Annotated in this window: 15 protein-coding genes; 10 read left to right on the forward strand and 5 right to left on the reverse strand. The window is 44.9% G+C overall.

All coding sequences use genetic code 11. The annotated features are described in order from the left end of the window. The first annotated feature begins 92 nt into the window (after positions 1–92). Both AACQ75_RS09455 and AACQ75_RS09460 read left to right on the forward strand, forming a co-directional pair. Positions 93–575, forward strand: coding sequence for a L,D-transpeptidase family protein (locus AACQ75_RS09455; RefSeq protein WP_088733472.1), 483 nt, complete (start codon positions 93–95; stop codon positions 573–575). 121 nt (positions 576–696) lie between these two features. Next, positions 697–1,041: a YajD family HNH nuclease gene (locus AACQ75_RS09460; RefSeq protein WP_010318547.1), complete on the forward strand. Its 345-nt coding sequence runs from the start codon at positions 697–699 to the stop codon at positions 1,039–1,041. 17 nt (positions 1,042–1,058) lie between these two features. On the opposite strand, the gene AACQ75_RS09465 is transcribed toward AACQ75_RS09460, so the two are convergent. Both AACQ75_RS09465 and AACQ75_RS09470 read right to left on the reverse strand, forming a co-directional pair. Further along, a complete protein-coding gene (locus AACQ75_RS09465) occupies positions 1,059–1,274 on the reverse strand; it encodes a DUF3820 family protein (RefSeq protein WP_026028377.1) in 216 nt (71 codons plus the stop codon). Positions 1,275–1,384: 110 nt separating this feature from the next. Beyond that, positions 1,385–3,340 (reverse strand): LTA synthase family protein, encoded by a 1,956-nt coding sequence (locus AACQ75_RS09470; RefSeq protein WP_038170427.1) that lies wholly within the window; start codon positions 3,338–3,340, stop codon positions 1,385–1,387. A 273-nt stretch (positions 3,341–3,613) separates the two neighbouring features. Here AACQ75_RS09470 and AACQ75_RS09475 point away from each other — a divergent pair, with 273 nt between their 5' ends. Both AACQ75_RS09475 and AACQ75_RS09480 read left to right on the forward strand, forming a co-directional pair. Further along, the gene (locus AACQ75_RS09475; RefSeq protein WP_017048335.1) at positions 3,614–4,123 is read left to right on the forward strand and encodes a cytochrome b/b6 domain-containing protein; all 510 of its coding nucleotides are present in this window, start codon (positions 3,614–3,616) and stop codon (positions 4,121–4,123) included. 350 nt (positions 4,124–4,473) lie between these two features. After that, positions 4,474–4,833 carry a diacylglycerol kinase gene (locus AACQ75_RS09480; RefSeq protein ID WP_013868010.1) on the forward strand — a complete coding sequence of 120 codons (360 nt, stop codon included), beginning with the start codon at positions 4,474–4,476 and terminating at the stop codon, positions 4,831–4,833. Between the two features lie 166 nt (positions 4,834–4,999). Here the strand turns inward: AACQ75_RS09480 and tdh are convergent, their stop codons facing one another. Both tdh and AACQ75_RS09490 read right to left on the reverse strand, forming a co-directional pair. Beyond that, entirely contained in the window at positions 5,000–6,031 is a 1,032-nt protein-coding gene (gene tdh, locus AACQ75_RS09485) for an L-threonine 3-dehydrogenase (RefSeq protein WP_170888547.1), read from the reverse strand. After that, positions 6,028–7,224, reverse strand: coding sequence for a glycine C-acetyltransferase (locus AACQ75_RS09490; protein WP_170888548.1), 1,197 nt, complete (start codon positions 7,222–7,224; stop codon positions 6,028–6,030). The genes tdh and AACQ75_RS09490 overlap by 4 nt, the downstream gene beginning before the upstream one ends. Before the next feature lie 175 nt (positions 7,225–7,399). Between AACQ75_RS09490 and AACQ75_RS09495 the strand changes: the two genes are divergently transcribed. Further along, complete coding sequence (locus AACQ75_RS09495; RefSeq protein ID WP_094127192.1) at positions 7,400–8,323, forward strand: LysR family transcriptional regulator; 924 nt, start codon at positions 7,400–7,402, stop codon at positions 8,321–8,323. Positions 8,324–8,332: 9 nt separating this feature from the next. Beyond that, positions 8,333–8,716, forward strand: a complete 384-nt coding sequence (gene gloA2 / locus AACQ75_RS09500) for an SMU1112c/YaeR family gloxylase I-like metalloprotein (RefSeq protein WP_017046047.1) — start codon at positions 8,333–8,335, stop codon at positions 8,714–8,716. 29 nt (positions 8,717–8,745) lie between these two features. Here gloA2 and AACQ75_RS09505 read toward each other — a convergent pair whose 3' ends face one another. Continuing rightward, positions 8,746–9,111, reverse strand: coding sequence for a hypothetical protein (locus AACQ75_RS09505; protein WP_026028259.1), 366 nt, complete (start codon positions 9,109–9,111; stop codon positions 8,746–8,748). Between the two features lie 344 nt (positions 9,112–9,455). Between AACQ75_RS09505 and uhpT the strand changes: the two genes are divergently transcribed. The 4 genes from uhpT to AACQ75_RS09525 all read left to right on the forward strand — a co-directional run bounded on the left by uhpT (position 9,456) and on the right by AACQ75_RS09525 (position 14,540). Further along, positions 9,456–10,850 (forward strand): hexose-6-phosphate:phosphate antiporter, encoded by a 1,395-nt coding sequence (uhpT, locus tag AACQ75_RS09510; RefSeq protein ID WP_017048964.1) that lies wholly within the window; start codon positions 9,456–9,458, stop codon positions 10,848–10,850. A 195-nt stretch (positions 10,851–11,045) separates the two neighbouring features. After that, positions 11,046–11,651 carry a transcriptional regulator UhpA gene (gene uhpA / locus AACQ75_RS09515; RefSeq protein ID WP_026028260.1) on the forward strand — a complete coding sequence of 202 codons (606 nt, stop codon included), beginning with the start codon at positions 11,046–11,048 and terminating at the stop codon, positions 11,649–11,651. Continuing rightward, positions 11,651–13,186 carry a signal transduction histidine-protein kinase/phosphatase UhpB gene (uhpB, locus tag AACQ75_RS09520; protein WP_069212029.1) on the forward strand — a complete coding sequence of 512 codons (1,536 nt, stop codon included), beginning with the start codon at positions 11,651–11,653 and terminating at the stop codon, positions 13,184–13,186. The genes uhpA and uhpB overlap by 1 nt, the downstream gene beginning before the upstream one ends. 19 nt (positions 13,187–13,205) lie before the next feature. Beyond that, positions 13,206–14,540 (forward strand): MFS transporter, encoded by a 1,335-nt coding sequence (locus AACQ75_RS09525; protein ID WP_019281865.1) that lies wholly within the window; start codon positions 13,206–13,208, stop codon positions 14,538–14,540. Positions 14,541–14,577 lie beyond the last annotated feature (37 nt).

Raw genomic sequence — 14,577 nt, forward strand, 5'->3', positions numbered from 1 at the left:
ATTTACAAGACACCATTAACAACTAGCCACGTTCATTCTTCCGCTGCATAATGTCTCTCTTTTTGCCACCTTATCAGTACTGACACTCGCTTATGACCCGATACTTTAGGCTACTTTTGTTTCTATGTTTTTCACTCAACAGCGCAGCGGCTGAGATTGATCTGGTCAAAGTGGATAAATCTAAACGTCGCATGTACTTAATCTCGGGACAGCAGATCATTCAAGAGTATCGAATTGCCTTGGGTAAAGAACCCAAAGGACATAAACAGCAAGAAGGCGATCAACGTACCCCAGAAGGTCGATACTATCTTGAAGCTATCAGTAATGATTCTGGCTATTATCGTTCGATTCATATCAGTTACCCGAATCATCAAGATAAAGTGCATGCACAGCGCTTAAGCATCAATCCCGGTGGTGATATAAAAATCCATGGTCTAAAAAATGGCGACAAGCAACGACCAGAATATGTGCAAAGTTTTGATTGGACTAATGGGTGTATTGCACTGACTAACTCAGAAATGGATGAATTTTTGAGCCTAGTCAAAGAAGGCACGCCGATTGAGATTGAGTGGTAAAAGTGACACTTACGCTAAGGTGTGAGGGAGTGCATTAAAATAAATCACACAAACTTTGATTAGCGCAGATTTTTGGTTTTTAATATCGAAAAAGTATTTTTAATCAATGGTTGGAATTAACATGTCGTCAGATTTTTATGGTTCAAGTGCCAATTATGCTCGTAAAGAGAGCGGTTACCGAGAAAAAGCACTTAAACTTTACCCTTGGGTGTGTGGCAATTGCGCGCGTGAATTTGTTTATTCAAATTTACGGGAATTAACTGTGCACCACAAAGATCACGATCATACCAATAACCCTGAAGATGGCAGTAACTGGGAGCTTTTATGCCTCTATTGTCACGATCATGAGCACTCTAAATATTCAGACCACGACCGATTTGGCGCTGAGCCTGTTGCGAGATTAGACGATCATCAAAGCGCGACCTATAACCCCTTTGCCGATCTCGCCAAACTGATGAAAAAATAACGCGGTTAGCCACTAGATCACATATGCTTTAGTGGCTTAACCACGCTATCCAATCCTTCAATTTTCAACGCTAAGCAAAGTTGCAGCAAACGCCCGAGCTCCCCTTCAGGGAAGCCCTTCTTATCAAACCACAGCAAATACTCTTCTGGTAAGTCGATAAGCGCTCGCCCTGCATACTTACCAAACGGCATTGGCATACGCGCAAGTTTAATCAGGTTCTCTTTTTCTAACATTTTGCGTCTCACAAACTGGCTAAACTTGTTTAAGTCCAACCAGTTTATGTTTCTCAGCCACTTTTGGGTACTGATTTATCGCATAACGCTGTAGGTGGATAAAAATATAATCAATATGAATCAGATGCGGTGTAGTAGTTTTCTTTAAACGCTAAGCTTCCCCACATAGCATTGGCATGGGCACGTTTAACCACTTCTGGATCCAACTCTTTTTCTGTCAAGGTATCTGATTTAAAATCATATTGATAAGTAGAAATACCTTGCTCAGGCCGAATAACAACCAGTTGGTTGTCTGCTGTCATATAGCCATAGTTTTTATCTCGCTGCATCATTACTCGCTGCTTCTCAGCAGGAACATCATGAGTTAAATCGAACCCAATCATTGGGTTTTGGCTACTGATACCGGCCAAAGAAAGCAGTGTGGGTGCAAGGTCAATTTGACTAACTAGACGATCGTCAATGCGGTGTTCAATGCCGCCACCAAAAATCACCGCTGGAATTCGAAAGTAATCGACTGGTACAGGCTGATTACCCTGTGTTCTAGCATCATGATCTGCCACAGCAACAAACACCGTGTTATCCCAATATGGTGACTTTTTCGCTTTTTCAATGAACTGTCCAAGCGCATAGTCTGCATATTTCACCGCATTTTCCACCGTTTGCTTTGGCTCATTATACGGTTCAATCACGTTATCAGGGTATTCAAATGGGCTGTGGTTCGATGAGCTAAAAACTAAGCTAAAGAACGGTTTACCTTCACGACTCATCTTAGTAAATTGCTGATCTGCCTTATTGTAGAGATCTTCATCTGACGCGCCCCATGAACCAACATATTTAGGCGAATCAAAAGTTGGGAAGTCTTGCATATCGACAAAACCGTTACCTAAGAAGAAACTCTTCATATTGTCAAAGTGGCTTTCACCACCGTAAATAAATTGTGTGTGGTAATTTCGAGACTTTAATAAATCCGCAATTGAAAAGAAATTCGTTTGGCTTTTACCTAACTTAACCACCGAACGGGCAGGAGTCGGAGAAAACCCAGTGGTCACCGCTTCAATACCACGAACAGAACGCGTTCCCGTTGCGTACAAACGGGTGAATGCCCACCCCTCATCAATCAGTTTATCGATATTGGGTGACGCATCGATACCACCAAGGCGGCTAACATAACGTGCACCGTGACTTTCAAGCAGTAGGATTACGATATTTTTAGGCTGGCCTTGATAGGTCGCTTGATGCATTGCCATGCTAGGTTGTTGTGCAGAGACAAAGTCTTTATTGTCGACATTCATGGATGCACGAATTTCTTGGACGATCTCCTGCTTATCCATTTTCGGGTAAAACTCGAAAGCACTCGCTTCAGATTTCATCTGTTTGGCAGCAAAAATCGCTGAAAATGAGGAGTTTAACGTTAAATCATTCACCAAAGGGTCACTAGAAAAAGCCACCATCGCCGGATTTAATGGACGGTGTCCCAGTGAAGAACGCGCCCCCAAAATACCAATAGCCACAACAAAAATAGCAATCAGCGGACGCCAATACCATTTAGGAAAGCTTAAGTTCGAAACAAGCTGCTTGCTCCATTTCCAACCGACAAAAAGTGTGAACGTGGAAACTACGGCACCAAGGAAAAGCTCAAATTTATAGCCACTCCAAAGCATACTGAAAACTTCTTTGGGATAAATGAGATATTCGATAAAAATTCGATTAGGTCGCAGATCGTACTCAATAATAAATGGCGGTGTTGCTGCTTCCATGTAAACAATCAACCACAAACCGCCAGTAATCCACACACGTAAAAACCAATGCCAGACCCGACCGACAGCATGATCGCCAGACAGTAGGCTAGATAACAACGCTGGTAAAATAAGCAAATAACAAAGAGAAACAATATCAACTCGCAGACCACTTAAGAAAATGGTCAGCCATCCACCAGCATCACTCACCCGTTCAAAATGCCAGATAGCCAGTCCTAAACGAGAGACAAAAAAGATAACTAGCCCCACCACGAATACGGCAGCAATCGGATAGAGAGGCCCTAAGTAGGGTTTGATTTTATTGAGCATAAATTTCAACAACTATTAAGATTAAATGAATGATTAGATAATACGTTAAGGCATTGATAAAAGAAATAAGTTCCATTTCATTTTGTAAAACGAAAAACTATCGCCTATTTTATCTTCATGCGTTAAATGTCTTAAGTTTTTCTTAAGATTAATATGGCAAATTCCTTTATCGAACACTGACAGAATTAAGAATGGCGGGATTTATTTAGATTAATTAAACGACAGAAATCCATTTCAATCTTGATAATATAAACAAAATAGAGGAACGCTAAAATGCCTAAAACTTACAAATGGGATCTATTTGTTCGCTTGACACATTGGATTGTGGCGGGATCTTTCTTAACCAACTACCTCATAACAGAAGAAGGTAGTAAAACACACCAATGGATTGGCTATCTACTGATGATCACGATATGCCTTCGTCTCATTTGGGGTCTTATTGTCCATTCCCCTGCTCGCTTGTCTGCCTTTAAGCCTTCAATACACAATGCGTTTATTCACATAAAGCAAGTAATAGAAACAAAAGAAGATCACCATGAAGGGCACAACCCAGCTGGAGCTGTGATGGTCTGGATCTTGTGGTCTGGCCTCCTCCTAACAGGACTTAGCGGCTGGGCAACACAACTGGACATGTTATCGGCAAATGACTGGCTCAGCGAATTGCATGGAGCGCTCGCAAATCTGACGATGCTGGCAACGATAAGCCATATAGCCGCCATTGTGATAATGAGCCACTGGACTGACCACAATTATTTAAAAAATATGCTGTTACATAAAAAATAGAAATATGTTCATTGAACCTGAGTACTTAGGTTCATCAGGTTTAATCGACTAAGTAACAGGGGTGTCTTTACAAAAAGATCCGTATTTAATGCTCTATTTAACTTTTAATTAGTATTCATGACCGGAGAGGCCGTCTAAATTTTAATCATTACTATGGCGATTTTTGTTAATAGGGATAACATCAACTTTGTATTATTTCAAAAAAGTGACATGGCAATGAATTTTCATATAGAAAAATAATAGATAGATACAGTATGCTACATCCGATAGCACTTTTTAATAAGATGAGAGTCAACTCAAGCTATCGACATTTTTATTATCTCATTATTAACTATTAGGTTACTCACTTTATGAAACCAGGCCGTACAGGAATAAGTCGTTTATTTTACGCTACAGGTTATTCAATGAAAGGCCTTCAGGCTGCATGGAAAAATGAAGCCGCCTTTAGGCAAGAAATCGTCGCTTCTATCATTCTAATTGCGATCACTTTTTTCTTGCCGGTCAATGAATTAGAACAGTTAATGATGATCGGTAGCTTAGTGCTGATTGTCATCGTTGAGCTTATGAATTCAGCCGTGGAAGCTGTAGTTGATCGCGTAGGTAGTGAGTGGCATGAGCTCAGTGGCCGTGCGAAGGATATAGGATCAGCTGCAGTTTTGATTGCACTACTTTTTGCTGCATTTACATGGATTTTTATTTTGGTACGCTAAATGAAATGATCGTTTGAAAATTATTCGTTTTCTTACGTCGGTATTAGTTTTCTCCTAGCGCTATATTTTGCCACCGCAGTTAACTTGCTTGTTTATTCTGTAGTCGCAGAGTAAATGCTGTTCAAAAAAAGCGCCCCAACCGGAGCGCTTCAACTTCAATATTCGATTATTCCCAATCAAGGATAACTTTGCCAGAAAGCCCGCTGCGCATAGCATCGAAGCCCGTTTGGAAGTCATCAATTTTGTAATGGTGAGTGATGATCGGCGTTAGATCGAGGCCAGATTGGATGAGGCTCGCCATTTTATACCAAGTTTCGAACATTTCACGGCCATAGATACCTTTGATCACCAAACCTTTGAAGATCACTTGGTTCCAATCGATCGCCATATCTGAAGGTGGAATACCTAATAAAGCAATACGACCACCGTGATTCATGGTTTTCAGCATAGAACTAAAGGCACTCGGTACGCCTGACATTTCAAAGCCGACGTCAAAACCTTCTGTCATGCCAAGTTCACTCATGACCTCTTCTAACTTTTGTTCCGCAACATTCACGGCGCGTGTCACGCCCATTTTGCGTGCAAGCTCAAGGCGGTATTCGTTGACATCGGTGATCACCACATGGCGAGCACCAACGTGTTTCGCCACTGCGGCCGCCATGATACCGATTGGACCAGCACCAGTGATCAGCACATCTTCGCCGACTAAATCAAATGACAATGCGGTATGTACCGCGTTACCAAATGGGTCAAAAATCGAGGCTAGATCATCGGAAATACCATCTGGGATCTTGAAAGCATTAAACGCAGGGATAACTAAGTATTCAGAAAATGCACCAGTGCGGTTCACACCAACACCCACAGTATTACGACATAAGTGAGTACGACCACCACGGCAATTTCGACAATGGCCGCAAGTAATGTGACCTTCGCCAGACACGCGATCACCTAATTCAAAACCGCGAACTTCTTGACCAATGCCAACCACTTCACCGACGTATTCATGGCCAACCACCATTGGTACTGGGATGGTTTTTTGTGACCACTCATCCCAGTTATAGATGTGAACATCGGTGCCACAAATTGCGGTTTTCTTAATTTTAATCAGCAGATCGTTGTGACCAAGTTCAGGCATTGGCACTTCGGTCATCCAAATGCCTTGCTCTGGTTTGAGTTTGGATAATGCTTTAATTTTCATTTAATGAGCCCCATTTCTTGGCCAACAGCAATAAACGCATCAATGGCGTGGTCGAGTTGCTCGCGGCTATGCGCGGCTGACATTTGTGTACGAATACGAGCTTGGCCTTTGGGCACAACAGGGAACGAGAAACCAACAACATAAATGCCCTTAGCTAGTGCTCGTTCTGCAAACTCTGCTGCAACGATGGCATCGCCGAGCATAATCGGGATGATGGCGTGATCCGCGCCCCCCATAGTGAACCCCGCTCCTTCCATACGAGTACGGAAATGCGCGGCGTTATCCCAAAGTTGGTCGCGAAGCGCGGCGCTTTCTGCCAGTAAATCCAGCACGCGAATCGATGCTGCAACAATCGCTGGCGCAACCGAATTAGAGAATAAATAAGGACGTGAACGTTGACGAAGCCAATCAATCACCTCTTTTTTACCGGAAGTGTAGCCACCTGAAGCACCACCCATCGCTTTACCAAGGGTACCGGTGATGATATCAATACGGTCAATCACATCATGGTATTCATGCGTGCCACGGCCATTTGCACCCATAAATCCAACCGCGTGTGAATCATCCACCATCACGAGCGCGTTGTATCGATCGGCTAAATCACAAATCACAGGCAAGTTTGCGACTACGCCATCCATTGAGAATACACCATCCGTTACGATGAGCTTATTACGAGCGCCCGCCGCATCGGCTGCGATCAACTGCTGTTCCAATTCTTGCATGTTATTGTTGGAGTAACGAAAACGCATCGCTTTACATAAACGCACACCATCAATGATTGAGGCATGGTTCAACGCGTCAGAGATAATCGCGTCTTCTTTATCTAAAATAGTTTCAAATAAACCGGTGTTTGCATCAAAACATGAGGTGTAAAGAATCGTATCTTCTTTACCTAAGAATTGAGAGAGCTTCTGTTCCAGTTGCTTATGAATATCTTGCGTACCACAGATGAAACGTACCGAAGCCATACCAAAGCCGTGACTGTCCATGCCTTGCTTCGCCGCTTCAACCAGCGCAGGGTGATTGGCCAAACCAAGGTAGTTGTTGGCACAGAAGTTCAACACTTCTTCACCAGTAGAAATTTCGACCGCCGCTTGTTGCTGCGAGGTAATCACACGTTCAGATTTATACAGACCTTCCGCTTTGATTTCCTCAAGCTGGTTTTGGATCTGTTGATAAAATGCAGAAGACATTGCTACGTCCTTATTTTTATATAGCGCAATAGCTATGGTGTAGGGCAGCCTAAACGAAAAATAGACCCTTCATTTACACTGTAAAATTGCTTAATGGTATTTTAGTTGATCCCATTTACGACTATTATCCCATGACATGGAAAACCATTCGTGAACTTCAGGCACAAATACAATTATGATCACGCATCGTCTTATCGCCCTGCTGCCTGATTTAGCGGCTTTCATTCTCGTCGTCAATGAAGGTAGCTTTACGGCAGCAGCTCAAAAGCTGGGGGTAACACCTTCGGCATTAAGTAAATTGATTACCCGTTTAGAACAAGCGCTATCAGTGAAGTTATTTGAGCGAACCACGCGCCAGCTCTTAATCACTCAGGCAGGAAAGCGCGTTTATGATCAAAGTCTGTTGATGGTCAACGCTGCGCAGCAAGCGGTTGAGCTTTCCACCTCTGACCACACCGAACCTGCAGGTGCACTCACTGTTGCGGCACCTGAAGCATTTTTGAATTCAGTTCTGCAACCCCTTGTGCTTCCTTTTCTAACTCAATACCCTGAAATTCAACTTAAGCTGAGAGCTGCAGATGGTGCGATCGATTTATTCAAACACAATATTGATGTGGCGTTTAAACTGACTGATAAGCCAGATGAAAACTTGGTACTGCGTGAAATTGGCAAAACCCACTTAGTGTTGTGCGCCAGCCCAGAATATATAGCGGCCAGAGGCACGCCCACCCACCCTACCGAATTAACGGATCACGACTGCTTGTATCTTGCCGAAACCGAGCGTGACCATCTCTGGGATTTTCATAAAGAAGATGAGTTCCATACAGTGGCCGTCTCAGGCCGCTATGCAGTAAACCACTCACAAATGCGTTTGAACGGCGTGAAAAATGGCTTAGGTATCGGCATCTTCCATGATTTTGTCATTCAGCAAGCGCTCGTTGAAGGCAGCGTCGTCCGGCTATTAGCCGATTGGACGATCAAAAGTAATTACTACGGCTCAATTGCCATGCAATATCCGCAAACCAAGTACATGCCAGCAAGGCTGCGGGTGTTCATTGATTACGTCACTGAACATTTGGTCAGCCAACTCAACAAATAAAGGGTAATCATGCTAAAACGAATCCACCACGCGGCAATTATTTGTTCAGACTACGCACGTTCCAAAGCGTTTTATACTCAGATCTTAGGGCTACCTGTTATTGCTGAAAATTACCGCGCCGCTCGCGATTCATACAAGCTGGATCTTGCTCTGCCCGATGGTGGACAAATTGAACTGTTCTCATTTCCAAATACACCACCAAGACCAAGCTTCCCTGAAGCTCAAGGGCTACGACATTTAGCGTTTGTGGTGGATAGTGTCAGTGAAGTCAAAGCGTATTTAGAGGAAAAAGGCGTTATCGTCGAGCCCATCCGCGTTGATGAGTTCACTGGTCGCGAATACACATTTTTCGCCGACCCAGATGGTTTACCGTTAGAGCTTTATTCTGAATAGTGAATAGAGGAAGGAATCAAGGCTATTTTCTAACGCCAGTACAACAGATTAAATAATGGTGGCGCACGAGGAACTTGTTTTTCAAATCGTACACTTAGAGCCAAAAAAGTGTAGCTGTCTGAAACAAACAAGTTCAGTCGTGTCAGTAAAGGTGTCGTTGGAAGTGAATCTTGATGAAAGGTGGAGAAATGAGCAAAGGGACAGGGTTTCGTATGCTGTGTCTGTACTTTTCCCTCTTCAATTTGAACCAGCTCAAAACCATTAATGGTGCACAGTGTGGCCCAAACCCCCGCCGTATTGCCATGCGCGTTTATTACAGGCATAAGCGACACCAGCACCCAACTGAGCGCGCTGGTGAGCAACATTATTCTGTTAAAACGGTTTAGGCGAATCATAGCAACACTCAATTTTTTCTTGTCGACACTATATAACGCAATGATAAAAATAACAGTGCGGCAGCGCTAAAAACTTAACAAATACCCTCAAGTTCGCTACAAATCGTTAGCTTAAAGACGACGTTTCAAGATGCATATCAATGTGACTCCATTCACGCTTTGTCTACCAATCCACCCAAACTAGGAAATATTCCTAACTCAGTTAGGCCATGCCCTCAAGTCAATCGCCAAGCCGATTTTTACAATCACTCTATGATGCAGCCAGACGGTTGCTAGCCATTCGACTCTGGTGTGAATTGACTGACAGCAGAGATTTCTTTGACGTGATTTTCTAAGGATTTCACATGCTAAAACTTTTGCAACAGGTTCGGCTACCGACCCTCGATCTCCCCGCAGCAGAACGCCGTAAAATGTGGTTCAAACCATTTTTACAATCATACCTTGTGGTGTTTATTGGCTACATGGCGATGTATTTAGTGCGCAAAAACTTCAACGTTGCACAAAACGATATGATTTCAACCTACGGCTTGTCGATGACACAGCTAGGGCTGATTGGTCTTGGTTTCTCCATCACTTACGGGATTGGTAAGACAGTGGTCTCTTACTACGCCGATGGCAAGAACACGAAACAGTTCCTACCTTTTATGCTGATCCTTTCTGGTATTGCAATGCTTGGATTTAGCATGAGCATGGGCGGTTCAAGCGTCAGCATTTTCCTAATGGTTGCTTTTTATGCGCTAAGCGGTTTTTTCCAAAGTACTGGTGGGCCATCAAGCTACTCCACTATCACCAAATGGACGCCCAAAAATAAACGCGGCACCTACTTGGGTTTATGGAATATGTCGCACAATGTCGGCGGCGCAGGTGCGGCAGGCGTAGCACTGTTTGGTGCAAACTATCTCTTTAATGGTCACGTTGTGGGCATGTTTGTGTTCCCGTCGATCATCGCATTAGTGGTGGGTTTCATTGGTTTGCGTTACGGTAGTGACTCTCCTGAAGCATACGGTTTAGGTACGGTCGAAGAGTTGTTTGATGAAGCGGTCAGTGAGGAAGATATTGCCGCGGAAGAAAACCAAATGACCAAACGTGAGATCTTTGTTGAATACATTTTGAAAAACAAAGTAATTTGGTTACTCTGCTTTGCCAACATCTTCCTCTACATCGTGCGTATCGGCATCGACCAGTGGTCTACTGTGTATGCCTATCAAGAACTTGGTTTGTCAAAAGAAGCGGCCATTTCAGGCTTCACTCTCTTTGAAGTGGGCGCATTAGTCGGCACTTTAATGTGGGGTTATCTGTCCGATCTTGCTAATGGCCGCCGTGCTTTGGTCGCCTGTGTCTCTCTGGGACTCATCATTGTTGCGCTTGAGTTCTATCAGCACGCCACCAGCGAGTTTATGTATCTCGGGTCACTGTTTGTGCTAGGTTTCCTTGTTTTTGGCCCACAATTACTGATTGGTGTCGCTGCGGTTGGCTTTGTGCCGAAAAAAGCGATCAGTGTCGCCGATGGTGTTAAGGGCACTTTTGCTTACTTAATTGGTGATAGCTTTGCCAAACTTGGCCTAGGTATGATCGCCGACGGTACACCGATTTTTGGCCTCACCGGCTGGAAGGGCACCTTTGCTGCGCTCGACACTTCAGCGATGATCTGTATCGTGCTGCTGATTTTTGTCGCGATCGCAGAAGAGCGTAAGATCCGCCATGAGAAAAGGCTAAAGCTGGCCGCAGCTGCCGCTTAGCTCCCAGCAAAATCAAACGCGATATTCTCTTTTATGAGTGTGTCGCGTTTTATTGTGCCACCCCTTCCTTTTTGACGCGCTAGACTCCTCTACAATGGCATCCATAGCAAAGGGATATATTGCTTGTTTAATTGTCTCTGTGGCGTTAGTTTAAGCTCCCTTTTTACTCAGGCAATATAAACAGCGGGGATTGTGATGATCAAAGTAGCACTAGTGGATGACCATATCGTGGTACGTTCAGGCTTTGCCCAACTCATGAACCTTGAAGACGACATCCAAGTGGTCGGCCAATTTAGCTCGGCGGCCGAAGCACGCGCAGGGCTTCCCGGCACGGGGGCAAACGTCTGTATTCTTGATATTTCAATGCCTGATGAAAGCGGGCTGTCGCTGCTTCAAGATCTACCCTCTGGGATAGCGTGCATTATGCTGAGCGTTCACGATTCCGCGGCCATGGTCGAAAAAGCCTTGGAGGCTGGAGCAAGAGGCTACTTAAGCAAACGTTGTAGCCCAGATGAACTTATCCAAGCCGTACGAACCAGCGCCCATGGTGGTTGCTACTTAACACCCGATATTGCGCTTAAACTCACCTCTCCCAAGCGCGAGGCAAAGCTATTAGCACAGTTGACCAAACGTGAGCGGCAAATCAGTGAAATGCTGGCTGCCGGGCTCGATGTGAAAGCGGTCGCCAATGAGCTTGGACTTAGCCACAAAACCATTCATGTCCATCGCGCCAATGCCATGGATAAGTTAGGTGTGAGCAATAACGTGGCCTTAGCGAAATATTTTTCTGACTCATTCTAATGCCACGCTATTTTATTACGTCACTCTGCGCTTGGTTTCTGCTCTCTTGCAGTTGGTTTTGCTTGTGGGTTATCGCCTACTATTTTGTCAACGATCCGGAACTGGCGATCTTCTTCTTTCCTTTTGCTCTGCGTTTAGGCACTGCGCTGCACAGTCCACAACGTTACTGGCCCGCGATTTATGGTGCAGAATGGTGGCTGACGATTGCGCTCGCCATGCTAATGGAACAACCTCAATGGCTGACAGTACTCGCCGCCAGTATCGCAACGCTGCCCTTAAACCTGCTCGCCCAACGCTACTACCACGGAAGTCAGTGGCGTCGCTTTATTGTGATGGGCGGGTTGATCCTCGCCAGCGCTATCATTAATACGCTGGCCACCACCTACCACGGCCATGCCGCGTCAATGGTGATGTTAGTCAGCATCACAGCTGGCTTAATGATTGTGCCAAGCTGCTATTTGATATGGAATTATCTTTTCCAAAGCACTTGGGTTCCACTGACGGCGAACTTAGTCTCTCGTCATATCGAATTTCGCACGCGTCACGTCTTACTCTACTCTTTACTATTTATTTTAAGCATTGCGCTGCAAATTGGTTTACCTGATGAACTTCGGCGTTTTGCGCCATTTTGTTTAGCCATCCCGATCATTTTGCTCGCTTTTCGCTACGGCTGGCAAGGTGCATTGCTCGGTACTCTGCTCAATAGCATTGCATTGATCGCGGCTCGTAGTGGTGTCTCTAATATGGAAGTCACTGATCTCCTGCTCTCTCTTTCAGCACAAAGTTTAACCGGAATTTTGCTGGGAATGGGTGTGCAGCGACAAAGAGATCTCAACACCAAGCTGCGCCAACAGCTTGATCGTAACCAAAATTTGTCCCGCCAATTAGTCAAAGCTGAAGAATCTGTTCGGCGCGATATTGCTCGCGAGCTGCACGATGAGATCGGTCAAAACATTACCGCTATCCGTACTCAAGCCAGCATTATTCAACGCGTCGAATCTCAGCCCGTCACCAGCAATTGTGCTAAAACCATTGAATCTCTCTCTTTAAATGTTTACGACACAACTAAAAGTTTGCTAACCCGTTTACGCCCTAAAACCTTAGATGATTTAGGCCTAGTCGAAGCACTGGATCAACTGCTGCGTGACCTTGAATTTGAGACGCACGGCATTCAAACCCAAGTGGTTTGGACGGGGAACTCAACCACTCAACTGCAAAAGTTAAGTGATGCCACCAAGGTGACCCTTTATCGATTGTGCCAAGAGGCGCTCAATAACGCCTTAAAATACGCGAAAGCTAGCCACATTGTGATTGAGTTTTCGTTGACAAGTGATGTCACACTGCGCATTCACGATGATGGCATCGGTTTCAAAGCACAAGCGCAGCTGAACGGCTTTGGTTTACGGGGGATGCGTGAGCGAGTCGAGGCATTGGGTGGCCACTTTCAGATTATTAGCCACTGTCAGTCTACAACAACCAACCACGATCTAAGCGAGAATGGCACTCAGCTTACCGTCACACTGCCCCACTTATAATCGTGGAATATAAAGCACTATGATAAATTTTCTACGCTCTCAACCACCGCAACCGCTTCTTGCATCAGCGCAGGAGGTTAACCAGCAGTACCGTTATTGGCGCTTTCACATCATGATGGCGATGTATGTCGGTTATGCGCTTTTCTACTTCACGCGTAAAAGTTTGAATTACGCCATGCCCGCGATGATTGCTGACCTCGGTTTAGATAAGAGTGATATTGGCATCATGGGCACGTTGTTTTACATCACCTATGGTATCTCAAAATTTCTGTCTGGGATTTTGTCGGACCGCTCCAACCCGCGCTATTTTATGGGCCTAGGGTTAATGGCAACGGGTTTTATCAATATTCTGTTTGGTTTTTCAAGCTCAATCAGTATGTTCATCTTACTCTGGGTGCTCAATGCTTGGTTCCAAGGTTGGGGATGGCCTTCTTGCTCTAAACTCCTGACAACTTGGTATTCGCGCTCTGAACGTGGTTTTTGGTGGGCGTTATGGAATACCGCTCATAACGTGGGTGGCGCGTTGATCCCATTACTGGTTGGCTTTCTCACTTTCCATTTTAGTTGGCGCGAAGGTTTTATTGTACCGGGCTGTTTAGCCGTTATTGGCGGGGTTTTCTTATGTTGGCGATTGCGTGATAAACCAATGACCCAAGGTTTACCCAGCGTTGGTCAATGGCGTAATGACGCCCTTGAACTGGCGCAAGAAAATGAAGGCCTCGGCCTTAGCACTAAACAGATCTTGCACACATATGTGTTAGGAAATAAGTACATTTGGTTACTCGCCTTGAGTTATGTACTGGTCTACATAGTGCGTACTGCCATCAATGATTGGGGAAATATCTACCTTACCGAGCAACAAGGCTATGATTTGATCACGGCTAATGGCGCGCTTTCGCTGTTTGAAGTCGGTGGGTTTATTGGATCGTTAGTCGCAGGCTGGGGTTCAGACAAACTGTTTGGCGGCAACCGTGGGCCAATGAACCTGATTTTTTCAATGGGCATTTTTCTTTCGGTGGCAGCGCTGTGGCTGATGCCGTTAACGGGGTTTGTATTCCAAGCCGCTGGCTTTTTTACGATTGGCTTTTTTGTCTTTGGCCCACAAATGTTAATTGGTATGGCCGCCGCGGAGTGTTCTCACAAAGATTCGGCTGGCGCAGCAACTGGGTTTGTGGGGTTATTTGCGTATATGGGCGCAGCGCTCGCCGGTTACCCGTTAGCCATTATTGTCGAGCAATTCGAATGGCGAGGTTTTTTTGTCACCATTTCTGTTTGCGCCGCTGTGATCGGCTTACTACTGCTGCCTTTCTTACAAGCTCAGTTTTCAAGCAGTGACCACCCCACGAACCATTGAACGTTATAACCAATCCAACGTTATCGTGAGGGGGCCA

Origin of the sequence: Vibrio sp. B1-2 (assembly GCF_963888445.1) — a bacterium.
In the GTDB taxonomy this organism is placed as follows: domain Bacteria; phylum Pseudomonadota; class Gammaproteobacteria; order Enterobacterales; family Vibrionaceae; genus Vibrio; species Vibrio anguillarum.